Annotated in this window: 23 protein-coding genes; 7 read left to right on the plus strand and 16 right to left on the minus strand. The window is 46.5% G+C overall.

Translation table 11 applies throughout. The features are described 5' to 3' along the window. Position 1 precedes the first annotated feature (1 nt). From ABZR88_RS20980 to ABZR88_RS20990, 3 genes are read right to left on the minus strand one after another with little or no spacing between them, the layout of a single operon-like run. On the minus strand, positions 2–1,063 hold the full coding sequence (locus ABZR88_RS20980; protein WP_107827911.1) for an HlyD family secretion protein: 1,062 nt from the start codon (positions 1,061–1,063) through the stop codon (positions 2–4). A 14-nt stretch (positions 1,064–1,077) separates the two neighbouring features. After that, positions 1,078–2,436 (minus strand): TolC family protein, encoded by a 1,359-nt coding sequence (locus ABZR88_RS20985; RefSeq protein ID WP_245917012.1) that lies wholly within the window; start codon positions 2,434–2,436, stop codon positions 1,078–1,080. Beyond that, complete coding sequence (locus tag ABZR88_RS20990) at positions 2,420–3,067, minus strand: TetR/AcrR family transcriptional regulator (protein ID WP_107827913.1); 648 nt, start codon at positions 3,065–3,067, stop codon at positions 2,420–2,422. The genes ABZR88_RS20985 and ABZR88_RS20990 overlap by 17 nt, the downstream gene beginning before the upstream one ends. 202 nt (positions 3,068–3,269) lie before the next feature. On the opposite strand from ABZR88_RS20990, the gene ABZR88_RS20995 reads away from it, so the two are divergent. Further along, on the plus strand, positions 3,270–5,747 hold the full coding sequence (locus tag ABZR88_RS20995; RefSeq protein WP_107828041.1) for a PIG-L family deacetylase: 2,478 nt from the start codon (positions 3,270–3,272) through the stop codon (positions 5,745–5,747). Positions 5,748–6,015: 268 nt separating this feature from the next. Then, complete coding sequence (locus tag ABZR88_RS21000; protein ID WP_107827914.1) at positions 6,016–7,617, plus strand: S8 family peptidase; 1,602 nt, start codon at positions 6,016–6,018, stop codon at positions 7,615–7,617. Between the two features lie 180 nt (positions 7,618–7,797). On the opposite strand, the gene ABZR88_RS21005 is transcribed toward ABZR88_RS21000, so the two are convergent. The 3 genes from ABZR88_RS21005 to ABZR88_RS21015 form a co-directional block, all read right to left on the minus strand. Then, positions 7,798–8,442 (minus strand): DUF2306 domain-containing protein, encoded by a 645-nt coding sequence (locus ABZR88_RS21005; RefSeq protein ID WP_107827915.1) that lies wholly within the window; start codon positions 8,440–8,442, stop codon positions 7,798–7,800. Next, entirely contained in the window at positions 8,439–10,310 is a 1,872-nt protein-coding gene (locus ABZR88_RS21010) for a YARHG domain-containing protein (protein WP_107827916.1), read from the minus strand. The genes ABZR88_RS21005 and ABZR88_RS21010 overlap by 4 nt, the downstream gene beginning before the upstream one ends. A 90-nt stretch (positions 10,311–10,400) precedes the next feature. Further along, positions 10,401–11,204 carry an AraC family transcriptional regulator gene (locus ABZR88_RS21015; RefSeq protein ID WP_107827917.1) on the minus strand — a complete coding sequence of 268 codons (804 nt, stop codon included), beginning with the start codon at positions 11,202–11,204 and terminating at the stop codon, positions 10,401–10,403. Positions 11,205–11,282: 78 nt separating this feature from the next. Here ABZR88_RS21015 and ABZR88_RS21020 point away from each other — a divergent pair, with 78 nt between their 5' ends. The 3 genes from ABZR88_RS21020 to ABZR88_RS21030 all read left to right on the plus strand — a co-directional run bounded on the left by ABZR88_RS21020 (position 11,283) and on the right by ABZR88_RS21030 (position 13,375). Beyond that, positions 11,283–11,897, plus strand: coding sequence for a hypothetical protein (locus ABZR88_RS21020; protein ID WP_107827918.1), 615 nt, complete (start codon positions 11,283–11,285; stop codon positions 11,895–11,897). Between the two features lie 91 nt (positions 11,898–11,988). Then, a complete protein-coding gene (locus ABZR88_RS21025) occupies positions 11,989–12,630 on the plus strand; it encodes a hypothetical protein (protein ID WP_146166508.1) in 642 nt (213 codons plus the stop codon). Positions 12,631–12,718: 88 nt separating this feature from the next. After that, on the plus strand, positions 12,719–13,375 hold the full coding sequence (locus tag ABZR88_RS21030; RefSeq protein WP_107828042.1) for a YceH family protein: 657 nt from the start codon (positions 12,719–12,721) through the stop codon (positions 13,373–13,375). 127 nt (positions 13,376–13,502) lie between these two features. On the opposite strand, the gene ABZR88_RS21035 is transcribed toward ABZR88_RS21030, so the two are convergent. From ABZR88_RS21035 to ABZR88_RS21055, 5 genes are all read right to left on the minus strand, one after another. Beyond that, positions 13,503–14,453, minus strand: coding sequence for a hypothetical protein (locus tag ABZR88_RS21035; protein WP_107827920.1), 951 nt, complete (start codon positions 14,451–14,453; stop codon positions 13,503–13,505). Positions 14,454–14,913: 460 nt separating this feature from the next. Then, positions 14,914–15,498 (minus strand): RNA polymerase sigma-70 factor, encoded by a 585-nt coding sequence (locus ABZR88_RS21040; RefSeq protein WP_107827921.1) that lies wholly within the window; start codon positions 15,496–15,498, stop codon positions 14,914–14,916. Positions 15,499–15,807: 309 nt separating this feature from the next. Further along, a complete protein-coding gene (locus ABZR88_RS21045; protein ID WP_107827922.1) occupies positions 15,808–16,185 on the minus strand; it encodes a VOC family protein in 378 nt (125 codons plus the stop codon). 215 nt (positions 16,186–16,400) lie between these two features. Then, positions 16,401–16,979 (minus strand): dihydrofolate reductase family protein, encoded by a 579-nt coding sequence (locus ABZR88_RS21050; RefSeq protein ID WP_107827923.1) that lies wholly within the window; start codon positions 16,977–16,979, stop codon positions 16,401–16,403. A gap of 127 nt (positions 16,980–17,106) precedes the next feature. Beyond that, positions 17,107–17,658: an SRPBCC family protein gene (locus ABZR88_RS21055; protein ID WP_107827924.1), complete on the minus strand. Its 552-nt coding sequence runs from the start codon at positions 17,656–17,658 to the stop codon at positions 17,107–17,109. A 179-nt stretch (positions 17,659–17,837) separates the two neighbouring features. On the opposite strand from ABZR88_RS21055, the gene ABZR88_RS21060 reads away from it, so the two are divergent. Beyond that, positions 17,838–18,812, plus strand: a complete 975-nt coding sequence (locus ABZR88_RS21060) for a GlxA family transcriptional regulator (RefSeq protein ID WP_107827925.1) — start codon at positions 17,838–17,840, stop codon at positions 18,810–18,812. A gap of 201 nt (positions 18,813–19,013) precedes the next feature. Here ABZR88_RS21060 and ABZR88_RS21065 read toward each other — a convergent pair whose 3' ends face one another. From ABZR88_RS21065 to mfd, 4 genes are all read right to left on the minus strand, one after another. Next, positions 19,014–19,229: a hypothetical protein gene (locus ABZR88_RS21065; protein ID WP_107827926.1), complete on the minus strand. Its 216-nt coding sequence runs from the start codon at positions 19,227–19,229 to the stop codon at positions 19,014–19,016. A 5-nt stretch (positions 19,230–19,234) separates the two neighbouring features. Further along, positions 19,235–19,738 carry a DinB family protein gene (locus ABZR88_RS21070; RefSeq protein WP_107827927.1) on the minus strand — a complete coding sequence of 168 codons (504 nt, stop codon included), beginning with the start codon at positions 19,736–19,738 and terminating at the stop codon, positions 19,235–19,237. A 117-nt stretch (positions 19,739–19,855) separates the two neighbouring features. Further along, entirely contained in the window at positions 19,856–20,374 is a 519-nt protein-coding gene (locus tag ABZR88_RS21075) for a hypothetical protein (RefSeq protein ID WP_107827928.1), read from the minus strand. An 80-nt stretch (positions 20,375–20,454) separates the two neighbouring features. Continuing rightward, positions 20,455–23,805 carry a transcription-repair coupling factor gene (gene mfd, locus ABZR88_RS21080; RefSeq protein ID WP_107827929.1) on the minus strand — a complete coding sequence of 1,117 codons (3,351 nt, stop codon included), beginning with the start codon at positions 23,803–23,805 and terminating at the stop codon, positions 20,455–20,457. A 216-nt stretch (positions 23,806–24,021) separates the two neighbouring features. Between mfd and ABZR88_RS21085 the strand changes: the two genes are divergently transcribed. Then, positions 24,022–24,570: a hypothetical protein gene (locus ABZR88_RS21085; RefSeq protein WP_107827930.1), complete on the plus strand. Its 549-nt coding sequence runs from the start codon at positions 24,022–24,024 to the stop codon at positions 24,568–24,570. A 275-nt stretch (positions 24,571–24,845) separates the two neighbouring features. On the opposite strand, the gene ABZR88_RS21090 is transcribed toward ABZR88_RS21085, so the two are convergent. After that, the gene (locus ABZR88_RS21090) at positions 24,846–25,334 is read right to left on the minus strand and encodes a hypothetical protein (protein ID WP_107827931.1); all 489 of its coding nucleotides are present in this window, start codon (positions 25,332–25,334) and stop codon (positions 24,846–24,848) included. Positions 25,335–25,527 lie beyond the last annotated feature (193 nt).

A 25,527-nucleotide genomic window follows, 5' to 3' on the forward strand; every position in this document is an offset into this window, starting at 1 on the left:
TTTAGTCTTTAGTGATAACAGAAACGTTAACGCTCATACCCGGACGCAGTTTAGCCAGGGTTTCTTTATCGGCGTTAATCTTAATTTTTACTGGTACACGTTGTACTACCTTCACAAAGTTACCAGTAGCATTGTCTGGTGGCAGTAAAGAGAATTTAGCACCTGTAGCAGGCGAGAAATTGTAAACTGTTCCCTCAACCTTCAGGTCTGGGTAAGCATCAACCTCAATATTAACTTTCTGGCCGTTGCGCAGTTTATCCAGCTGGGTTTCTTTAAAGTTGGCGGTAACGTAAATGCTGTTATCGTTAACAATAGAGAACAGGGTTTGGCCCGCCTGTACCAGCTGGCCCAGTTGTACGTTCTTTTTAGAAGTGATACCGCTTGATGGCGCTTTAACATCGGTATAGCTCAGTTGCAGTTTGGCGTAGTCTACATCAACCTGACGTTGCGTAACGCCAGAGTTGGTTACGGTTAACTGGTTGCGGGTAGTGCCAATTTGTTGTTGAGCAGCTTTGTACTGATCTAAAGATGCGTTGTAAGTAGCCTGTGCCACATCACGATCGGCTTTAGCCTGATCAAACTGTTGCTGGGTTACAGAGCCGTCTTTTACCAGGTTCGCGTAACGTGCAAAGTCTTTCTGTGCTTTTTCCAAACGTGCTTTGGCTGATTCTGCCTGTGAACGCGCGCTGGCAGAGTTAGCAGCGGTAGCAAAAATTTGCGATTCATTAACACCAATGCCTGCGCTGGCGCCTTTCTGTGCAGCTTGTGCCTGCTCCAGTTTTACTTTGTAATCGCGGTCGTCAATTTTAACCAGCAGCTGGCCTGCGCTTACATGTTGGTTTTCTTCAAAGTTGATGCTATCAACATAACCGCCTACACGGGCTACAACCGGGCTGATATCGCCATCAATCTGTGCGTCATCAGTATCCTCGTGTTTGCCGTAATAGATATATTCTTTTATCCCGAATATGATACCTCCAAGCAGTACAATGCCTAATATGATCGGGATCACCTTGTTGGGCTTTTTAGGTGCGTCCTGCGGAGTAGTTTGTTCTGTTGCCATGTTTGTAAGTGTTATTATTTAGTAAGTTTTCCGGTTGATTTTAATAAATTATAGTAAGCTAAACCTGCATCGGCTTTGGCCAGTTCCAGGTTTATTTGTGCCTGGTAAAGCAGGGTTTCTGCATCGGCACGATCAGTAGCGCTGGCTACGTTGCTTTGGTATTTAGATTGCAGGATCTTGTTGTTTTCGCCCGCTTGTGCGATAGATGTCTGCAGTAATTTTATTTTGTCGATAGCGGTGGTGTAAGACAGATAATCGCGATTCACCTCGTTCTTGATGTTATCGGTAATGATGCCTTTGCTGATCACCGACTGATCGCGCTGTACCTTAGCTTCGGCCACTTTGTTTTTGTTTAACCACAGGCCATCAAATTTCCAGGCGAAGGTTAAGCCAGCTGTAAGCGGGGTAATAAATTTGCCGCTCTGCGGGATTGGGTTAGCCGATACATCTACATAGTAACCACCAACGCTGGCAGCCAAAGTAGGCGACAGATTAGCCTGTACCGATTTAATGTTCACCTCGGCAGCCTGGGTACGCAGATCGCTTTGTTTAACCTCCTGGCGGTTAGCCATAGCGGTATCAATATAGCTGGCCAGCGGACCAAGTGTCTGATCATTAGGGCTCAGCTGATCGATATTCAGACGGACGCCTTCAGGCAAACCCAGCAGAATATTGAGGTTAAAGTTGATTACCTTACGGTTGCTTTCCAGGTCGATGCCATTCAGCTCAATGTTGGCGCGTTGCAATTGGAAACGCAACACATCGTTCTTAGTAACCAGGCCCTGGTCAAAGAAACGTTGCGATTGTTTGATCTGTGCGTCTACCGTTTTTAGGTTTTCGTCAATTACCTTCTGGCTTTGCAGTACTTTGTAAAGGCCATAGTAAGCGTTCACAATATCATAAGTGATCTGCTCTTTGTCTTTATCTGCATCCAGTTTGGCAACCTGTACCAGCAGGTCTGTGCTTTGACGGGCATACTTAAGGCGGTTGCCGGCAAATATGGTTTCGCTTAATGAAGCAATACCCAGGTAAGCATCAGCATGAGTTGGCAGGTGGATCGGATCGCCGGCGCCCAGCTCAAGCGTATTGGCTGGTATCTGTGCGCGATTGTAGGCAAAACTGGCGCTGCCGGTGGGCAGGGCTTTATCTTTGGCCTGGTTAAACTCAGACACGGCCTGATCAATTTTAGCCTGTGACAGTTTTAAGGTTTTGCTGTTCTCTTGTCCCAGCTTAATGGCCTCATCCAGGGAGAGGGTGCGGTCTTGAGCGGCAGCGGTGTTTAACAAACCACCTGTTAGCAACACTGCGGCCAGGCCGGGCAGCAGCGCTTTAAACAAGCGGCGTTTTTGCAGGTTATTAGTTGTTGTATCCATTTTCATTCAATAAGTAGCATTTTAAAAGATTTTTCATATAGGCGCTTACCCGGGGTTTGAACTTCTCGTCAAGTACATCATCATTAGTAAGATCATAGCCCATTACGCTTGAAGACAGTAGCGGCGTGTTGATGATGAAGTTTTTGGTGCCGTACAGTGTGGCAATTACCATCTGCACATCCACATCTTTTTTAAACTCGCCTTTGTTGATGCCCTCTTGTATAATTCGGATCAGCTCGGTAATGTTTTTCATCAGGATGTCGCGCAAATTGTCAGACAGATCGCTGCGTCGGTTCATGCCCAGCTCCTGGTACAGTAGCTTTTGGAAACAGTTGTTTACAAATATCTTTCCGGCATAAATGTCAATGTACTGTTCCATCTTGGTCCACTGCGAGGTGTTCTCGTCATTGCTGATGTTGGCCAGCATATCCCGAAAACTGCTGATCTTGCGGTCAAACACCGCCAGAAACAAGCCCTCTTTAGAGCCGAAATAGTAATTGAGCATAGCCATGTTCACACCGGCCTCGCCAGATATGAGGCGCGTAGAGGCGCCATCGTAACCCAAATCTGAAAAGATGCGCTCGGCAACATCCAGAATGTGTTCTTTTTTATCAATCTTATCCTTCTCCATAATATTAACGACACAAAATTAATCAAACGATTGATTGAGTGTATCATCTGTTTGTCACGTTAAGTTAATGGCCTGATTTTCAATGTATATTTTTTAATCAATCGATTAATTATCTATATAATTGCTGACGATTATATTTGTTTTTAATTTTAAATTTTTCTGATTTTTGTTCATTATCATTGCCAACATACGTCTGTTCCTGATGAAAATGAGATTCTTAACCTTTGCCGGGCTGCTGTTTTCTGCCGCCACATTTGCGCAAACAGCGCCCAAGGCAGATATTGGTACCATCCGCCAATCACTTAACAAACTGCAGGTTTTGGGCAGTGTGCTTTATGTAGCCGCCCACCCTGACGATGAGAACACCCGCTTGCTGGCCTACCTGGCCAACGAGAAACATTACCGTACCGGCTACCTGGCCCTTACCCGCGGTGATGGCGGCCAGAACCTGATAGGCAACGAACAGGGCGAGCTGCTGGGCCTTATTCGTACACAAGAATTATTAGCTGCCCGCCGCGTTGACGGTGCCGAGCAGTTCTTTACCCGCGCTAACGACTTTGGTTTCTCTAAAGGACCGGATGAAACGCTAAAAATCTGGGACCGTAACCGGATCCTGAGCGATGTAGTTTGGACCATCCGCCGTTTTAAACCCGATGTTATCATCTGTCGTTTCCCAACTACGGGCGAGGGCGGTCACGGGCATCACACGGCCTCGGCTATCCTGGCGCAGGAAGCCTTTACCGCGGCGGCCGATCCGAAGAAATTTCCTGAGCAATTAAAATATGTGCAGGTATGGCAAGCCAAACGTCTGTTGTGGAACACGTTTAGCTTTGGCGGCGTAAATACCACATCAGAGAGCCAGTTTAAAATTGATGAAGGTGCCTATAACCCTCTATTGGGCAAAGGTTACGGCGAAATGGCGGCCGAAAGCCGCTCTAACCACAAAACACAGGGCTTTGGCACCGCGGCACAACGCGGTCAGTTCTTTGATTATTTCAAGACCATTCTTGGCGAGGCACCTAAAAGCAGCCTGATGGATGGCGTGAACACCACCTGGGCCCGTGTACCGGGTAGCGACGGCATATCTGCTGATATTGATGCTATTAAAAAAGGCTTTGACGATGAACATCCGGATAAATCTGTACCGGCATTAATAGAGGTATTAAAAAAAGTAGAGCGGCAACGCGATTTTTACTGGCGCAACCAAAAGGTGCGTGAACTGAAAGACCTGATTGCCGCCTGTGCCGGCATCTGGATGGAAAGCTATGCCGCCGACCCGAGCTACGCCCAAAACGAAAGAATGGATGTGCGCACCCAGATCATTAGTCGCCAGGGTGTGGATGCCTGTTTGTCTGAGATTGTGTACTACAATCCAACCATGTTTCCAACCAATAAGCTGTTTAATGATGTGGCGTTAAAGCCAAACATACTCACCTCTTTTGATGGCGATTTGAAGGCGACCGAAATTACCCAGCCTTACTGGCTGCGTCATCCGCACAATCCAGGCCAGTATACGATAGACCCGGTTGACGAGAACGGCCAGCGCACGTTGCCGGAAACTACGCCTTATATGACCATTATTACGCTGAGAATTCTGGATAAGGAGATGACGTTCATCCGCCCGATTCAGTATAAATATACAGACCCAGCCAAGGGCGAAATTTACCAGCCGGTAGATGTTACCCCTGCTATTACGGCTAATATTGCCGCCCAGAACTATATTTTCAGGACAGACAGCAGTCAGCCGCAAACAGTGCAGATCAATCTGAAAACCTTCGTTAACGGCAACGGCAGCGTTAGCCTGCAACCTGTGGAAGGCTGGAAGATCAGTCCGGATAAGATCGATTTCAGCGACAAAAAGAAAGGCGATGAGTGGACTGCCGAGTTTGCGGTAACGCCCGCTAATGATAAAGCAAAAACCAGCCTCCTCACGGCTGTGGCGCAGATTAATGGCCAACAATCAAGCATGGGGATCCAGCGCATCGCCTATGATCATATCCCGCACATTACCTTATTACCGCCCGCGCAAACCAAACTGGTTGATATCAACCTGAAAACCCCCGGCAACAAAAAGATTGGCTACATAGCCGGCGCCGGCGACTTAGTGAGCGATGCGCTGAAACAGGTGGGCTATGATGTGTACCAACTGACCGAGGCTGAAGTGATGACCACAGACCTATCGCAATACCAGGCCATTATTACCGGGGTGCGCGCCTACAATGTAAACAAGCGTTTGCCGGTAATGCAGCCCAAATTGCTGGAGTATGTAAACAACGGCGGCACACTGCTGGTGCAGTACAATAATAATAACGGGGTGCTCGTTAATCCTATCGGTCCGTATCCGTTCCGCCCTGTAAATGAGCGGGTGACAGACGAAGCGGCCAAGGTAACCTTTGCCCAGCCAGACAGCGAGGTGTTAACCTCCCCTAATAAAATAGGACAAAACGACTTTGACGCCTGGATCCAAGAACGCGGCCTGTACTTTGTAGGCGATATTGACCCGCAATACCAAACTCCGCTGGAAATGAATGACCAGGGCGAAGCTCCTAAAAAAGGATCATTGATTGTAGCCAACTATGGTAAAGGCAGATTTGTGTATACGTCGCTGGCTTTCTTCAGGGAACTGCCTGCAGGTGTGCCGGGAGCGTACAGGTTGTTTGTGAACTTGATAAGCAAATAGCGTTTTAACAGAGTTTATAGAATACTGGAATTATTCCCCCTCATGTCATTTCGATGAGCACGAGGGCAGGTGTAGCGCGTAGGAGCGGAAGAGAAATCTTAGCCCCCACGCCGGGCAGGTGGCTTGCAGATTGTCTAAGATTTCTCCTCACGCCATTACGCTGCCTCCGCTTGTTCGTTCGAAATGACATAATTGTTGATACTTTAACAGGGCTTTGCAAAAATTTCCACAAATTCAGGCTCAGACAAGGCGGACAAGCGAAATAGACATGAATAAACCATTTATAAAACTCTTACTGGCGATCTGGCTGTGCCTGCCGCTTTCTCTTTCTGCACAACGTCTTAAAAAAATAGACTATCCCCTGCCCAACTGGCAAAACCTTGATTTGCAGGCCGACGGTAATTTTGGTATGAGCACCGAGAAGGCATATAAGGAATTGCTGCAAGGGAAGCCGCACGTGCCGGTAGTGGTAGCAGTGATTGATGGTGGTATAGATATTAATCACGAAGATCTGAAAAACGAGATCTGGACCAACCCCAAAGAAATACCCGGCAATAAGCTGGACGATGATCAGAACGGATACCCTGATGATGTGAACGGCTGGAACTTTATCGGCTCAGACAAAGGCAGTCTGCAGTATGATAACCTGGAGCTAACCCGCATTTTGCGCCGCGATATGGTGGAGTATAAGTATGCCGATACCCGCTATTTTACGCCAGAGCAGATGGCTAAATACAAAAAGTACCAGCAGTTGGATGATGTGCTGAACGATAAGATCAAGAAAGCGCAAAAAACATCTGAGGATCTGGGCAAGTTTCTGCCGTATATGCAAAGCCTGCTACGGTCTGTAGGTAAACAAGATCCTACTTATGTGGACATGCTGCGTTATTATCCCGAAAATGAGGTGCAGGCCGCGTTGAAAAAAATTGTACTGCTCAACTGGCGGTCGGGCACATTTGACGAGTTTAGACGGGATGAGATTGACGAGCCTTACCAGTTTGCGCAGGATGAACTGAAATATCACTTGAATATTGACTTTGATCCGCGTGATTCTATTGGCGACAACTATACTGATGACACCCAGCGCTTTTACGGCAACAACAATGTAGGCGGCCCCGGCGATGAGCATGGCACGCACGTGGCCGGTATCATTGGCGCGCAGCGCGATAACAACCTGGGCGTAAAAGGCGTGGCCGATGATGTGCGGATCATGTCGGTACGCACGGTACCAAATGGAGATGAGCGCGATAAAGATGTAGCCAACGCCATCCGTTACGCAGCAGAGAACGGCGCTAAAGTGATTAACATGAGCTTTGGTAAAGATTACTCGTGGGACAAAAAAACGGTAGATGCCGCCGTGAAATTTGCCATGAGTAAAGACGTATTACTGGTGCATGCCGCAGGTAACGACCATAAGAATACCGACGAGACTACCTTCTACCCTAACCCCCGTTACGAAGACGGCAGTGGCAAAGCCGATGCCTGGATTGAGGTAGGCGCTTCGTCTTTCAGAGATAACAACGAGTTGGCCGCCGATTTTTCTAACTACGGTAAAACCACGGTGGATGTGTTTGCGCCCGGCGTAAAAATCTACTCTACCTCACCCGATTCTAAATACCGCGTACACGATGGTACCAGCATGGCTGCACCATCTGTGGCTGGGGTAGCTGCTTTGATCCGTTCTTACTATCCTAAACTAACTGCCGTGCAGGTCAAAGAGATCATCATGAAATCGGTAACCAAGGTAAACCACGATGTAAAAGTAAAGGTAGGCGAGAAAAGCACCAGAAGTATCCCCTTTGCCGATACCTGCGTTAGCGGTGGAATTGTGAATGCCTATGAGGCCTTGAAACTGGCCGCGACGTATTAAGTAGTGGTGCACTTTATCCACATTGTCATTGCGAGGAACGAAGCAATCTCCTCGAAGGATAGTCTAGTTTGCTATCTTATAATGTGACGAGCTTATTAATTCTATTAATTGTTTTTTAATGGAATTAATGAGCCCCTCCGGTCGGCTGTCTCCGTTCCCCGCAATTGACAAATCTGTAAATCAATTGCCTATTTGCCCGGCAAAAGCAACGCCCATCATTCTATACCTGTTCAGCCATTCTACCAGTAATAAATTGGGCACCCAGCTTGCAAAAGCAATAATGAGGTAATTATTATCAAAAGCAACGCCTACGCCCATTTGATGCAGCATCCAGATGTAAAACCGCAGGGTTACTGCGGCAAAGGCCAGGGCATAGCTGCGGTTCATCATTTTTATGTGTCCCTGTATATCGCCGCGTAATACCAGTACCCAGGCCGCGGAGGTAAAAAACACCCAAAGCATATTTTGCAGCAGGAATGATAGAAACACGCCCGGGCCGCGGTGGATAAACCAGGTCATCACAAAACCGCCGGGTGAGGCAAAAAACAGCACGCCAAAAACGTAGATCTTTCCCAACAGGCGGTGTAGCTTTTTATGCTGATAAACCCATCTGGAGAATTGGAAAAACCCGGCCAGCAAAATCAGGCTGCTGCCCCAAATGTGTGCATAAAATGCAGGGAGGTACCAGCCCGTTTTTACGGCCATTTGCTTTAGCTGCAGAAAACCCTCGTCGTTCTTAAAATTAAGGTATTGGTAGGTGCTGATGCTCAAGGGCAAAATCCACACAAAGGCCAGCGCACGCAGTAGAATACCGGTAATCCTCATTTGGCAGCTAACGCTTTTTTGCTGGCTTGCTGGGCATTCAGCTTTTTATTAATAAAGGCAAGGTTATATTTATCTATAGCCGTTAATGAGTCATCAACATTGTCGTTGTACTTATCTTTTTCAGCGTAATTATAAAACAGGCTCTCCTGAAATACGTTGTTCCAGGTTGTATCCTTAAAGTGATACTTGTAATCGGCATAGATTTCGTTTTTCATATAACGCAGCATCTCGGTGTTTACCTTGTTAATGCTAGTCTTATCATCTAACGTATAGCAGGCGTTTAAGTAGCTGTCGTCCATTTGCACATACTTGGTAAAGCCAAATTTGCGGTGATTGGGCAGTTCTACCAGTTTGTTGTTCTTTATAACCAGGTAATGATAGCCGGGGCCGCCGCATACATAATAATCGCGGGTGTAGAGCGTAATTTGCAAATTGCCGGCGGTGCGCGCTTCAAAGAGCGTGTCATTTAGCTGCCTGATGCTGTTAACATTGCATTTTCCTTCAAAATTAATACCATCCTCATCTTCGCTAAAATCGGTGGATACATCGGCACCGTAAATTCTGTTATTCTTTTTATTGGCTAGGATGATCTTCTTGCGATCATAAAATTCGCCGCGACCGCCCACAAAATAATCGCGGATGGAATAGAAGATCGAAGTAAACCAATTGTCGCTGGTATTTTTCTCCTCGGTTTTTACGCTGTATTGAGTGGCGCCTTCTCCAAACACATTCCGGCGTAACGGATTTATATATGATTCCACAGTTGGCATCAGACCCAGGTCTACCAGGTAAGATGGCGGAAGGTAGACGCTGTTATGTTCCTCGCGCGAGTTGTGTTCTGTTATGCTCTCAAAGCTGGTGTTTTTCAGTGTGAAACTCTGGCCTATGTTTTTGATGCGTGGCAACAGGTTGGCTATTTGGATACCAGGGTCTTTGTCGGTTACGGTGTAGTCGTTCTTCCACCAGTAATAATCATCGCCTTTGCGTAATACGGCCAGGTTGGCGGCGTCATTCAATGGGAAGATCTGATCATATACTACCGGCAAAACCAGCTTGCCATCAAGGCTGTAAAAACCACGTTTGTGGCTTTTCTCCACCTCTATCAGCGTTGGGTAGGTTGCGCCAATGTTGTGCACCAGGTCAAAGGCTGCCGGTACTATTTCTTTTCTGCCGGGGCCTACCAGGCCCATTTGATAGTTGAGTACCGTGTCTTTATAAAAGGAAACATCAAAGTTTTTATCTCCCTTAACAACAAAGAAATAGGTTTTACCATTGAGGTGCTGAAACCAGGGAATGGTATCATACTGGGCTTTTAATGAATCGGCCGCAGCAAAGGCCGCCAGTGTTTGCGGACTGTAAATGTCTTTGTCGGTCAGCGTTTTTTCATGCACCAGGTTCTCATAATCAATATAATCACCCAGAAACTTTTTGGTGTCTACATCAACAATCTTGTAATTGTCTTTCCCCGTTTTTTTTATGCGGAAGGTGAGCATAGTTGAACGAGTCTCAATACTATCACGATGCAGATTCACTGAAAAAGTAGCCGTAGAGACCTCAGGAGTAACGGTTGTAATGGTGCAATCGGCAATATCCAGATCAAGTTTAAAAATAGGCTTGCTGTCTTTAACAGATCCGCTTTTGCCGCATATCAGGTTAACAAAGCGAGCTACCTCTCCCCGGCGGGTGGGCATATTAAAGGCCTGTACTAATGAGTCGGTTTGCGCACTTTTTACCTGCAGGCTAAAAAGGGTTAAAAACTGGGTAATGCCATTGGTATTATCAGTTTTGCTTTTGCAATGGGTAAAAAGGGTGATGCCGGCCAGCAACAATGCTGCGGCAATGAGGGTGGGATATGGTTTGGTTTTCATACAATATTGGCCGGGCAGTATTAGTGTAGCCCTTTAAATTGTTAATGAAAGATAGGCATTATTTGTATCCCTCCAAATAAAATGGCACGCTTACACTCGCGACGGCGCTACCCCATACATCTTTTTAAAGGCAAAAGAGAAATGCGACAGATCTTCAAAACCCAGATCCATATAAATAGTTGAGGGGGCGGCACCTTTCTCTTTGATAAGATAATGCGCCTCGCGCAGGCGGCGTTGTTGCAGCCATTTGCTGGGCGATGTGTGGAATGCTTTCTCAAAGTCGCGCTTAAAGGTGGCCAGGCTGCGGCCGGTGAGGTAAGCAAAACGATTTAGCCCTACGTTGAAATGGAAATTGCGGTTCATAAAAGCTTCCAGATCTATCTTGCCCGGCTCGCTAAAATCAAACAGCGTGTTCTTCAGCTCCGGATTGGTTTTGAGCAACAGCATCAGCGCTTCGGTTACCTTGTGTTCCATCAACTCCGGATCGGGAGCCTCGGTTTCCAGATAAGGTAATAACGAGTTGATAAAGGCTTTAAAGTGCGGATTGGATTCCAGTTTCAGGATGGTGCCATCAAAAGCCGGGCCGTCTACCTTATAGGCGTGCGTGAGGCTGAAATTGCGCAGCATATCCTGACTGAAGCGGATAGAGATCGATTTAAAGTCTCCGCCGTTTTCTGGCGGCACTTTAGAAAATTTTAACAACCGGTTGCGGCGCATAAAACGGAAATCACCGGGCTGATTCGCAAACTCCTGCTCGCCATCGTTCACCATCATAGTGCCTGCCACCTGGTAGCTGAAAATGTGCTCGGGTACAAACTGCTCCCCTTCACGGCTGCGGCTATGGTAGCACGAGTAAAGGATACGCGGTCGGTCGTTTGGTGCGTCGGTTGTCATTATCCAAATTTAATGGGTATAGTTTTGCTTTGTGCAGCGGGTTTGTCGATAAATTATCATATTCGCCCATAAGAACCGATGAAATACTTTTTAAGGCGTTTAAAAACGTCACCCACTCTTTTCCTGATTGCCGGGCCGCTGCTCATTTTGTTCTTTTGCTATAAAGGTTATTTTCTCATCCACCTGGTGTTTAAGCATAATATCTGGGGGTTGATGTACCCGGCTTATATTGCCATAGTGCTGCTGGCCATGCTGCTGGATGGTTTCCTGGTTAAGCGCATGCACTACAATTGGGTAACGCTGATAGAAATTGGGTTGATCGTCCTCTTCCGGATTGCCAACCGTTATGAAGAACGCGGCCTTACCCTCAATCTTTATCAAATGAGCGGTAAAGTGTTGGTAATTATTGATGACCCTAAAGGTCTTACGCCTAAAGATTTCAAACAAACCGGCATTTTTAATAAGGAATATGCTATACCGGCCGATGGGGTGCTGCGCATCAACCGCCGGGCCTTTCCTCCGGATGAGTTTAATTTTAAGACACCATCCGATTGGCAAGGCTGCACCGAGATTTTTTATTCCAAACCTGATTATCCTTTTAATTGGGAAATGGTGACCCCTGCATTTAGCAATGTAAACTATAACCGGCACGCGGCGGACAGCGTGCTGCAAAGTAAAGGATTGTTGAAGTAATTGGCATAGTTGGCGGCCTACATTTTTGTGGTTTACTAAGGCTGATTATATTTATGTCGCCAATCGTCTTACCCTCAGAAAACAACTGTATATGAGTTTTAAAGTGATATTGTTGATCTCAGTTTGTTTGTTTTTGTCATCTTCGCTTAGAAGTGAAGATACATTACGGAGTAAAAATAGAAGTGGAGTTTACACTTCTAACTTTGGTAAGGTTACTATTGCGATAACAGGTGCCTCAATAACAGGCGCATATGAATATTACGATAAATGGGATGAAAAAAACCATTCGTTTACCGATATAAACTGCTTCTACATTCATGGCAAGATATCTAAGAAGGGAGTCTGGCAAATTGTAGCATGCTACCCTGGTTACGACCTGAAAATACCTGGTAAACTGATAATATCTGACGATGACAGATCTTTGAGAATGGTTCTGACCAGATCGCCAGATGGAGGTTATTTAGCAACTGATTTTACTGATGAGAAAAATAATCAGAATACGTTCTTATTGAGAGAGAGATTAAATATCTCAGAACTGAAAGTTGTTGTTTCAAAAAAGGCCAACTTGTTTGATTATAACGGTATAACCTTTGCGCAGCGAAAGGGGTATCTTATAAGGCAAGATTTCGTAGGGGTAATTGCGACTCGCGGTAGTTATACTAAAATATCGTATAGCTCTCCAGGAACGGAAAAAAGAAGCGAGTATTGGGTTGAGGGTCGTGATTTGAACTGATTGAGCAATCAGTAGCTACCCTCTAGCCACATGCTGCCGCCTTGTGATGGTGGATGTTTTGTTAATGTATATTTCTATATTTAACCCGATGGATTCACCTGCTACCTTACCCGTACTGAGCGCCGAAGAGTTGCGCGTACTGGGTGCGCTGATGGAAAAAGCGCGTACCACGCCCGAGTATTACCCCATGTCGTTAAACAGCTTAACGGCAGCCTGCAACCAGAAAACATCGCGCAAGCCGGTGGTTAATTATGATGAGAATACGGTGGCCCACGCGCTGGATTCGCTCAAGAAACGCGGATTGATCTCAACGGCAACCGGAGGTGGCAGCCGTACCATAAAGTTTAAGCACAACTTTGCCATTGTTTACCCCATTGTACCGGCAGAGGTAGCTATTATCTGTCTGCTGATGCTACGCGGTCCGCAAACACCTGGCGAACTGAATACCAACTCGGGCCGTTTATGGGAGTTTGAGTCGATAGACGAGGTACAACAAACTTTAGAAAAATTGGCCGCCGATGAGCCTGCTTATGTAGTTCAGCTCCCCCGCCGCGCCGGACAAAAAGAAGCCCGCTACGCCCACCTGCTGGCTGGTGAACCTGAAATAACCGAAGATGACGATGATGCCGAGCTAACTGTTCGTGCCAGCAACGCCGTAGAGCCGCGTGTGGTTTCGCTAGAACAGCGCGTAGCCGAATTGGAAGCTACGGTTGCCAGGTTGATGAAAGAGTTGGGGGTAGAGTAAGCCCTTCTTTAATAACCTCATGTCATGCTGAGCTTGTCGAAGCATTGCGGGCTGACTGGCCTTCGCGCGCCCTTCGACAGGCTCAGGCTGACATACCCATCCCTCTTTTTATAGATTTTCGATGCTGTTACTGCCTGCCTGTCACATTCAAAATAATAATACTGCTGTGCGGGATGCCCAGCGTACTGCCCGGTGTAACCTTCAGATAAGCTTTTAAGTAGCCATCCACAATGCCCTTCATGGCTTTTAGATAAGATGCCTGAAACTCAGGCTCAATGCTATCCACTGATTTGCGGAAGATGATATTGCCCTTTGCATCCACCCAGGCACTAAAAGCGTAATGAAAATCTTCATAAGCCTTGTTGATGGTGATGTTAAACTCGGGTAGCATATAATCAATAGGCGGCATATCGGGCTGCAACTCGGTAGTGTCGGCCGGGACACGCTGCACGCTGATGAGGTTGCTCGCAGGAGTTAATTGTACCGACTGACGGGCAGAGAATGCTTTGTTCAGATCGGCATTGGCAGCGGCGCTTTTCTTCTGGATAAAAGCGGTATCGGCATGGGTAAACTGCTGCATGCTGGCCGGATCTCGATGCAGCACGTTGCGGATATAGTCATCAGCATAAAGCGTCATAAACACTACCGATTTATCATTCTCAATCACCTTGTTGCGCACCTGCAGCACCTGGAATCGAATGCTGTCTTTAGTCAGCTTTTTCAGTCGCAGCCATGCCCAGGCCACGTTAAAAACCGAGTCATGATCAAACGTTACCGGATCGTCTACAAATACCTTGCGTTTGGGGTTCCAGATGTTTACGGTAGTATCGCTGGTAAAGGCCAGCTTCCAGTTGGGTTCAATCTGGTAACCATTATCGGCAAAAGAATAGCCAGAGCTAAAGGCCCGGCGCACCTCGGTAAAACGTTTGTTAAAAACCGATTTAAAAGTAGGTTGCGGCGGCGCTTGTTGAGCTGTATGTTTTACGCTGGTGCCTTTATCGGTCCCGCAAGCCACAACCATGGCCGCCAGGGTTATCAGTAAGATGCAGGTAGATAACCTGTTTGAAATGCGTGTCATCACTGACGGCTAAGATAAGGGAAAATGTGGGTAGTAGTGGTTGGAGATTAGTTAATCAGTGATCGGGATAAATAGGGCGACTAAATAAAGAAGCGGTGGAATAGTGCGATTCCCCTCTTGAGAGGGGCGGAAGGGGGGGGCTTTATACGTGCGAATAACACACCCCTGCAGTCACACCATCAACGCGCAACCTTTCAAGAGAGTAATAGCCCATAAAGAGGCAGCGAGCATCTAAAGACGCGAAGGCCAGTGCGATTCCCTCCCTTGGGAGGGTGTAGGGAGGGGTTTGTGCGATTGCATGCGGTATAAACCCCTCCCCGCCACTTCACAATGCCACCACGCCCCTCCCCAAGGAGGGATTTATTATACTCCTGCCAATTGATGGACTATTCCCCTCTCAAGAAGAGGATTTAGCATCTTTCCATCACCTATGGCGTCTTTGCGAGCGACTGCGAAAGAATTATTTTATCAACAGAAACACCAGGAAGCCCAGATAGTGACTCAGCCCCAGTTGCAAACGCTTAAGTGCTTTAGTTAAATGGTTTTCAACCGTTTTTTCTGAGATGCCCAGATACAACGCAATCTCCTTGTTGGTTTTGTGCTGTTTGCGACTTAGCTCGTAAACCGAGCGGCATTTATCAGGCAGCTGACTGATCTCCTGTTCAATGGTGTCAGTCAGGTCTTTCAGCAGGATGGTTTCTTCGGTAGAGTTATCGGTTTCGTGACCATGTACAGCGATAAAAGCTTCGCGATACTTCTCGCGCACCAGCTCTTTGCGATAATGATCAATCACCAGATGGATAACAGACGAGTAAAGGTATGACGATACCCCGTTAATGAGCGGTAATGAATGGCGCTTAACCCACAGGTTGGTAAATAACTCCTGCACAATCTCTTCACACAGCTCTTTATTGCGCAGGCGTTTCCAGGCCGCGTTATAAAGCTTTTTCCAGTGCCTTTTATAGAGTTCTTTAAAGGCGCCAAGCTTGTCATCGCGCAGCAAGTCAACAAGAATATTTTCAGACAATGTGGTATAATCCGTCATGCCAGAAATAACAGTAAAATTAGATGTTTAATTGGTTTGCTTAATAAACAGTAATATTCATTAAAATAATGCTAACCCGCAATACGCATTATCATTATTACAAGCAATAGTTGTTTAAACTCGTTTTGTTGCAATTTTTAGGCTGGTAAGCTTTTGTAAATTTCCATTATTTCATCCGAATTGATGTTTTATAATAGAATTTGAAATGGCCTTAGTGTAGAAAATACGCTATTGAATCCATTAATATGCATGCATAGTAATAAAGAAGGCGCCCATAGTAGCGCCTTCTTTGAAAAATGTTGTTCTAATTTAGTTTTTCTGCAATACAGAAAATATGTTGCCAGATGGGTCTTTAAACCAGGCAATCAACGGCCCGCCTGCGCGGAAGATGCCTCTCTCATCAGTGCTGGCGCTGCCCAGATCATAGTGCTCAAATTTTACACCTTTGGCGGTTAGTTCATCAACCGCGGTATCAATATTGTCAACCGGTAGATTAAGCACCGTGAAAACCGCGGGTACGTGGTCTGGCTTGGGGTAAACCAATACCGTGTTGTTGCCAAATTTAAGCGATAGCGTACCCTCGGGGCCGCTATCTATGCTGATGCCCAGTTTATCGGTGTAGAACTGTTTGGCTGCCTCAATGTCTTTAACGGCAAATCCGGCAAATGCCTGCTCATAAAGTATCATAAGCTTTCGTTTTAAAGTTGTTATAGAATTAAGACTCGGTTGAAGGGTTTTGTTTGCGCATACTCCATTTGTCATTCCAAACGAACAAGTGGTTGGTTGTGCGGTAGCGTGAGGAGGAATCTTATATAAGCGATAAGCCAAAGAGGTTTCTTTGCACTCGTATAAGATTTCTCCTTCGTCGAAATGACATCATGGTAAAGAGTTGCTATGTGAGCCTACCTCACCACCTCATAAAACAACCCTACCACGCCCGATTTTTCAAACGCTTTAGATTTGATCAGTTTCAGCTGCACGCGGTCGGTCACTTCTTTAAATAGTGGTTTGCCGTTGCCTAATATTACCGGCTCCAGTTTAATATGATACTCGTCTACCAAACCACGTTTGGTTAGTTCCTGCACCATCTCGGCCCCGCCGAAGATCACCATATCTTTACCCGGTTGTGCTTTCAATTTGGTAATCTCGTCGGCAACATCGCCGGAGGCAATTACAGAGTTGGTCCACTCTGCCTTATCCAGCGTTTTGCTGAACACCACTTTGCGGGTATCGTTCATCCAATGTGCAAAGGCTACCAGTTCTGGCGGAATGTTAGGCATAGCAGGCACGCCCGGCCAAAACTGAGCAAAGCCTTCATATAGCTTGCGGCCGGTTAAAATGGTATCTACATTTTCTACCATACCATCCGCCATAAAGGCGCCCATCTCATCGTCGGTACGGGTCATCCAGTCTTGCTCATTTTCCGCGCCGGCTACGCAGCCGTCAAAAGACAGGTGTATAAATAAAATTACTTTTCTCATAGCAGTTGTTTATTATGTTATAGCGAGGAGCACCCTGGGATCAAACGTTGGGGTGACGAAGCAATCTCGTCGCAAGAATAGTGCACGCGAGGAATCCCCACACAGCCTTGCTCACAATGACAATGTTCTATTTTTCTAATACACGTTTCAGGTTGTTCAAACTCTCGGCCATATCGGCTCCCAATTTTTTCGGCAGGCTCATCATAATGTGGAACATACGCATCATCAAGTTGCGTTTTCCCTGTATGGTCCAGTTGATATTGGTTTGGCCCTGACCAGCATCCCTGGTGGTAAAAGTGGCTTCAAGTCCGCCTTCGAAGGGTTTAATAAAACGCACATTGGTAATCATCTGTTGGCCTTCTTTTATGCTTTTTATTTCTTGTTCGCCCTGTCCTACTTGTTTGTTATCGCTATCCCAGGTGTACAAAAAGCCCGGCTGACCGTCAGTGCCGGTAAATGTGCGTTGCGCGTTCAGATCGGTCATTACCCATTTGCTGTAATAGTCCTGGTTTTTGAGGATGCGCACGTAGTCAAAAACTTCCTGTCGCGGGCGGTTGATTACTACCTCCCTGCTGATGGTATAATCTTCGCTGCTGGCAGCTGCGGCAATAAGGAGAATAATTATTATGGTGCCAATAAGGCCCAGAATGAAGTAAACAATGATAAGTACTAGTTCCATGATGATGATTGTTTGGAGTGATATAGTGATTATGGTTTGATGTTAAATTATAGATTATTTTTTGTTTCTGGTGATTGAACAATATAAAAGTACCCTGAAAGTCAGGCTGCCGTGAGGGGCCATTGCGCAAACATGGCGGGTTGTTTGCGACAGATTTTCTTTTTAGTTTTACTTTTACCATGAAACATGTTTCAATACTGATACCCGTGGGCCATACCAGCCTGAGTAACATTGATGGCAGCCATCATATTCTTACAGAGGTTAATAACTTTATGCAGATGATGGGCCAGCAGCCACTGTTTAACGTGCAGATGGTGGGCCTGGAGGCGCCTACCCCACAGCGTAACGGCCTGTTTACCATTAAACCCGATGTGCTGTATAAAGACATTGAGAAAACCGATATGGTGATCATTCCCGCTGTGCACGGCGATATTGAGCAGACGTTAAAGGCCAATGCCGCATTACTACCCTGGATAGTGGATCAATATAACAAAGGTGCCGAATTGGTGAGTTTTTGCATCGGTGCATTTGTGCTGGCAGCCACCGGTTTGTTAAAAGGAAAGCAGTGTGCCACGCACTGGGTGGCAGCAAATGATTTCAGGAGGATGTACCCGGATGTAAACCTGGTTGACTATAAAATTATGACCGAGGAAGATGGCATTTACACCAGCGGGGGTGCTTACTCTTACCTTAACCTGATGGTTTACCTGGTGGAAAAACATGCGGGTAGAGAAATGGCCATCATGATCTCAAAAGCGTTTATGATTGATATCGATCGCGATAGCCAGTCGCCATTCATCATCTTCCAGGGGCAAAAAGCTCACGAGGATGCCCCTGTTAAAAAAGCGCAGGAATACATTGAACAGAATTTTCAGGACCGCATTACAGTAGATCAGCTGGCAGATATGCTGGCCCTCGGTCGTCGCAGTTTGGAGCGTCGTTTTAAACAGGCCACCAGCAACACCGTAACCGAATACATACAACGCGTAAAAATGGAAGCCGCCAAGAAAAGCCTGGAGGTGAGCCGCAAAAACATTAACGAGGTGATGTATGATGTGGGTTATACCGATGTGAAAACCTTCCGCACGGTGTTTAAAAAGGTAACGGGCCTGTCGCCGGTGGAGTATAAGCATAAGTATAATAAGGCGGCGTAAGGGAACCAGGATTTAACGAATTTTTAGGATTTACAGGATAAAGCCAATACGTCTTTGCGAGGCACGAAGCAATCTCTGCAAATGCTATGTGGGTTTGCATATTCGACTATCCTGTACAGAGGTTGCTTCGTGCCTCGCAAAGACGTGTTAGATAAATAGAACAGGCATCCTGTAAATCCTAAAAATTCGTTAAATCCAGGTTCAATTTAACACCTCGCATTCAAACCCCTCATTCTGCAAAGTCGCTGCAATCTGTTCCGAAGATAACAGCCGTCCCTCTACCCTTAACACCCTGTCGCAATCTTCCAGATCGAAGTTGATGCGCGCTTCAGGGTAATGGCGCAGCAGTTTTTTGATGAGCCGCTGGCCGGTCCGTGGTTCGCATACGTTGGTTTTAAATATTTCGACCGTGGTCATCGGGCTTAAGCAAAATGTGTGGCGATGTTTTGGAGCTGGTGGGTATGGCGGCGGGTGTGCACGTCTGCAAACGTCAGTAGTTCGAAGCGCGAGAGATGCCCCATGGTAGGAAACTCGCCTGCGGTGCAGATTTCGGTCAGGTCCTCGTTTGCAGCTACTGTTACCAATTTATCAAACCCCGCACGCAACTGCGTAATGATTTCCTGCTGATCTTTGGGCTGGTCATCTGGCTGCACAAAATCGGGCCCCTGCATTTTTATCTCAAAGTTGAGGAAGATAGAGGCCAGCTGGGCGGCGTTTTGCTGCCAGTCGCGATCCGCTGCTTGTGTTGGGCCGGTAACCAGCTGTCCTGTGCCGGTAACGGATAACAAAATGTGTTGTGCTACCTGCGCCGGTGTCCAGCTGCCCTCAAATGGAACAGTATTAAATTCCTCCGGACTGAAAATGTCTAAAGCCGCCAAAAAACCATCCCTGGTTTGTTTAAGCTGTTCTGCTAATTGCTTCTCCATAAAACAAAGTTAGGCAGCACAAGCACGATGAGTGATAGCCTCCTGTGTCAAACACGGGGGGCGATTGCGACAAATGCCGCTTAATACAAATACCCAGAAGACGGCTTAGAAAGTTTACTATTGACGCGTATAGGTATAAATACTAACGTATTTATAAGTATTAGAAGTATTCAAGCCCCAGCCAGAATCAGGAGGGCGGTTCGAGGTAACTGTATATTCCAACTGCTTGTCGTCCAAACGAGATACCTGGCATGTGGTTGGGTTTGTGCCATCTGTATTAGACTGCATGAGCACGTTATTATTAAAGGTATACTTAAGGTAAGCACTTGTATCAACAACGGTTTTGCCACTTTTTGTATAAGGGTGTCCTGTTACATAAGCCCTGCCATCAGCTTTGTAGATTTCAGACCAGGCTATTAATGCATTATAAGATATTGTATAGTCTCGTATAGAGTCCTTGAGGAGGTCATTGTTAGCTAGTGAATATACTTTGATGTTCTCTTTAACCACAAGCCATTTGCCTACAAGCGAGGTGTTTGTGTTGTTTGTTTGATCTGATGGGTCGTTTTTCTTGTTACAGGCAAACATCAATGCAATTGCTGCAACGGCCAGGGTAGCTTTGATAAGGTTTTTCATGGCACAAATATAAGCTCAGTTGCGCGGTTTAGAAGTGTGTTTATAAAATCAAAATTCCTTCCATGAAAAGAGAAGGTAACTCAGTCCCCCACACCGGCCACTTCTTCCAGTACGGCGACGGCCTGGTTAATATCCTCTACATGCTCAACGCTCAGGCGCAGGCTGTTCTTGATCTCTTTCAGATTAGCGCGACGGTGGTTGAACTGCAGAAAATCAAGCACGTTTTTAAACGCCTGACTTTCAAAGTAAGGCGACTTAGGGTTGGCGATGAAGTAGCCGCGCAGTACGTTTTTCTTGAGCGATATTTTTTCAAAGCCGATGGTTTTGCCCAGCCATTGCAGGCGCATGGTACTCAGCATATCTCTTACCGGGGCAGGTACGGGGCCAAAGCGGTCATGCAGCTGTTGCTGGAAAGCTTTCAGCTCTGCCTCGTTCTCCAGTTTAGAGAGCTCGGTGTAGAGGTTGTAACGCTCGGCTATACTGGTTACATATTCATCGGGGATGAGGATCTCCTGGTCGGTATCAATCTGGGTAAAGCTGACGAACGGGCGGGGTTTCTCGTCGGTAAACAAACCTTTAAACTCATCGTCTTTTAGTTCCTGAATGGCTTCGTCGAGGATCTTGTGATACATTTCAAAGCCAATCTCGGCAATAAAACCACTTTGTTCGGCGCCCAGCAGGTTACCGCTGCCGCGGATGTCCAGATCGCGCATGGCTACATTAAAACCGCTGCCCAGATCGCTAAACTCTTCAATGGCGCTCAGTCGCTTACGGGCCTCGGGAGTTAAAGTACTCATCGGCGGGCTCAGCAAGTAACAGAATGCCTTTTTATTGCTTCGGCCCACCCGGCCACGCATCTGGTGCAAATCGCTCAGGCCAAACATGTGCGCGTAGTTGATGATGATGGTATTGGCGTTCGGGATATCCAGTCCTGCCTCAATAATGGTAGTGGCCACCAGTACATCATAATCGGCGCTCACAAATTTTAGCATCACGTCTTCCAGGTCATCGCCCTCCAACTGCCCGTGAGCTATGCCTATTCGGGCCTTCGGGACCAGCTTTTTGATCAAGCCACCCAGTTGCGGTAAGTCGGCTACGCGGTTGTGGATGAAGAATAATTGTCCGTTACGACCCAGTTCAAACTCTACGGCTTCTTTAATCAGCTTCTCGTTAAAAACGTGCAGCTCGGTTACTACCGGCTGACGGTTTGGCGGAGGGGTAGAGATGATGGAAAGATCGCGCGCTCCCATCAGCGAGAAGTGCAGCGTACGCGGGATAGGCGTTGCCGTCAGCGTCAGCGTATCTACATTGGCGCGCATCTGTTTCAGTTTTTCCTTTACGGTTACGCCAAATTTTTGCTCTTCGTCAATAATCATCAGGCCAAGGTCTTTAAACTTCACATCCTTGCTCACCAAACGGTGGGTACCAATAATGATATCAACCTTACCCTGCTGCAATTTTTCCAGCGATTCTTTGATCTGCTTGGTCGATTTGAAACGGTTGATGTAATCAATATTAACCGGGAAGCCCTTCAGTCGGTCTGAAAATGTTTTGTAGTGCTGTGCCGCCAAAATGGTGGTTGGTACCAATACAGCCACCTGCTTGCTATCGGCCACGGCCTTAAACGCTGCGCGGATGGCTACTTCGGTTTTGCCGAAACCCACGTCGCCACAGATGAGGCGGTCCATCGGGTGCGGCGATTCCATATCGCGTTTAAAATCATTGGTGGCCTTTTCCTGGTCGGGCGTGTCCTCGTAAATAAAAGAGGCTTCCAGCTCATTTTGCAGGTAGCTATCGGGCGAGAAGGCATTGCCGCTTTGAGATTTGCGTACCGCATAAAGCTTAATCAGATCTCGGGCAATGTCTTTAACTTTTTTTTTTGTGGTTTTTTTGAGTCGCTCCCAGGTATCGGTACCCAGCTTGTTCATTTTGGGCACGGTACCCTCTTTACCGCTGTATTTAGAAATACGGTTAAGCGAGTTGATGTTGACGTACAGCAGGTCGTTATCGGCATAAATGAGCCTGATCATTTCCTGCATTTTGCCGTTGGTCTCCACCTTTTCCAGTCCGGCGTATTTGCCAATACCGTGGTCAATGTGGGTTACGTAGTCGCCCGGTTTTAGTTCACGCAGCTCTTTGAGGGTGATGGCCTGGCTGCGCTGATAACCTTTCTTGGGCTTGTATTTATAGTAACGGTCAAAAATCTGGTGATCGGTATAACAGGCAATCTTCTGCTCCTGATCTACAAAACCCTCGCGGATGGACAGGTTAAGCGGAATGAACTTTACCGTTTTATCCAGGTCATCCAAAATGGCATACAAACGCTCTACCTGTTTAGGCGAGTCGGTTAGTATGTAATTGGTGATGCCTTCGGCCGTGTTGTTTTTAAAATTGTGGATGAGCAGCTGGAAGTCTTTGTTGAACGATGGCTGCGGACGTATGTCAAACCTGATCTCGTTACGGCCATTGTAAAAGAACTGCTTGCCAAATTCTATCACCGGGTAGTCGGCCAGTTGGTCGGCTATCAGTTTCTCGTCGGTAAAGTTAAATTTCGGATCGATCCATTCCGGGTTATGTTGCTTTTCATCAGCGCTGAGCGCTTTCCATAACTGGTTGGCTTTTTTGTAGCCCTCTTGGATGATGTCGAAGGTAAACTGCACATCCTTAATCCACAATTGGGTACTTGGATCGATGAATTCCAGCAGAGAAATATTGTTGGTGGTGAGGAACTTTGATTGTACGTTGGGCACAATGGTAATGCTCTTCATCTGTTCAACAGAAAGCTGGCTCTCTATTTCAAACGTGCGGATAGACTCAATCACATCGCCAAAAAACTCAATGCGGTAAGGCAGGTCATGCGAGAACGAGAAGATATCCACAATGCCGCCACGTACCGAAAACTGCCCTGGCTCGTACACAAAGTCAACCCGGTCAAAATCATACTCTACCAGAAACTCGGTAATGAAATCAATACTGAGTTTGGTGTTAACGGCAATTTCGAGCGTGTTTTTCTCCAGTGCTACGCGATCAATCACTTTCTCGGCCAGCGCTTCGGGATAGGTAACGATGAGTTTGCCGTATTCAGACGAGTGGTTCAACTCGTTCAGCACCTCGGCCCGGGCCAGCACATTGCTGCTATCGGCCTGGGTAAACTCAAATGGTTTGCGGTATGATGATGGGAAAAGGCAAACTTCTTTGCCGGTCAGGTTTTCCAGATCGGCCTGGAAATAGCCGGCCTCATCGCGGTCTGGCAGTACAAAAACCATGGGCTTGTGCTGCAAAAAATACAAAGCTACCGCCACGGTCGCATCGGCAGATACAACCAAACCACGCAGCTGCACGCGGGCATTTTTTGAAGCATTGAGGGCTGTTGCCAGCTGCTTCACCCGTTCGTCTGCCTTATATTCGTCTAAAACTTCGCGGATATTCAAAGCGCTGCAAATATAGTTTTTGTTGGTTAATTAGACATAAATGTAGAGCCACATATTTGTGGCTTACCGGCGATAGACATACGGGAGCCACAATTATGTGGCTCTACGGGGGAACAAAAACGGCGACTCTAGTAAGATCAATACGCTTGTACTTTCCAATGCCTATATTTACATTTAAATACTTCGCCCCCGTATTAGACCTGTCATCAAAGCAGCATGAAAACGGCTAAGACATATGTTTTTAAACCACGTCGATGGGGTTTTGAACTCATCTTTTTTTTGGTGTTTCTGACACCACCGGTTGCCTTAATTATTAGCGCATGGCGGTATCCGTTGGTTGTTTTACTGGGTTGTTCGGCCCCCGCTTACCTGCTATATCTCCAGCAATATGTTATTCGAGTAATTTGTCAATACAACAGAGCCGATAGTAACAAAACGATTATTATCAACGAAGATAGAAATGAAATGACTTTCCTTCAGAACGACGAAAGTTTTGTTATTCATCGCGATGACGTAGAAAAGGTGCTGCTATTCGATCAGTCTAATTTGGGAAAGTTCGGAACTTATAGATATATGGTCATATGCACGTTCGACAAGCAATTGCTCATAACTAATTTTACTGTTCCGCGACAAGGGTTCGATAATATTTTGTCAAGATTTCTGAGCAATAAGCCGCGTCAGACTTTTATAAAGAGATTTAACTTTATTAGCCCCGAATACCTGAGCATTTACAAACAAAAACGGCGGCCAGAGGCCGCCGGATAATCGTCACTCGCGTTATCGATGCAGGTATTGGGAAGATAAAAAGAAGCGGTGGAATAGTGCGATTCCCCTCTTGAGAGGGGTGGAGGGGTGTGTCCTTATATACGTGCGAATGACACACCCCTGCAGCCGCACCGTCAACACGCCCCCTCTCAAGAGGGGATTTTTAACATTTTCCCAACACCTGTGGTGTCATCGCGAGCGACTGCAATGTTTGTTTTAGTTAGCAGAGAACACGAATCTCTGATTAACTGATCTTTAATTTCTGTCAAAGACGATTAAAAAGTGTACTTTACACCCAGTCCTGGCGAAATATCAAAATACGGACCATGTGCGAGTTCTAAACGCGGCATCAGGTCAAGGTTAATGGCAATAGGCGCCGTTGGAATTTTGTATTCCATGCCGATGATACCGTCTGCGCCCAGCAAGATGGTGTTGTTTTGATAGTTGATATCGTCGGTACCAAAACGACGGTAGGTGCCAGCACCCACGCCGCCAATGTGCGCGCCAAAGCCGTAAAAGAATTTCAACTTGTCTACATCAAAAACAGGTACATGCTTTTCCCACAGGCCGCTAAATACCACGCCGTGCGAGCGGAAGCCAACGATGCCTTCCAGTGCGGTATCATCCTCATAAAAATATTTGATGGATGGGCCAACCTCATAGCTGAAATGCAGGCCAACGGCCGTTTTATAATCTTGGGCTGATGCGTGCTTTACGCAGAAAAGTAATGTCAGGGCAAAAATGATTAGGGAAGTTTTTTTCATAGTGGTAGTATTTGCAATAAAACGCCTCTATTGACAATTTATTGACCATATAGTTTAAAAAAATGAAAAATAGTAAATCAAATAGCGGCGTTATCAGTTGATAACCATGTTGTAAAAGCAAGCCAAACCGATAGATATATCGCTTTTTACCGCATATTTCGGCCCGCTCAAAACGGGGCAAAATTTTTAACTT

The organism is Mucilaginibacter yixingensis (genome assembly GCF_041080815.1).
GTDB lineage: Bacteria > Bacteroidota > Bacteroidia > Sphingobacteriales > Sphingobacteriaceae > Mucilaginibacter > Mucilaginibacter yixingensis.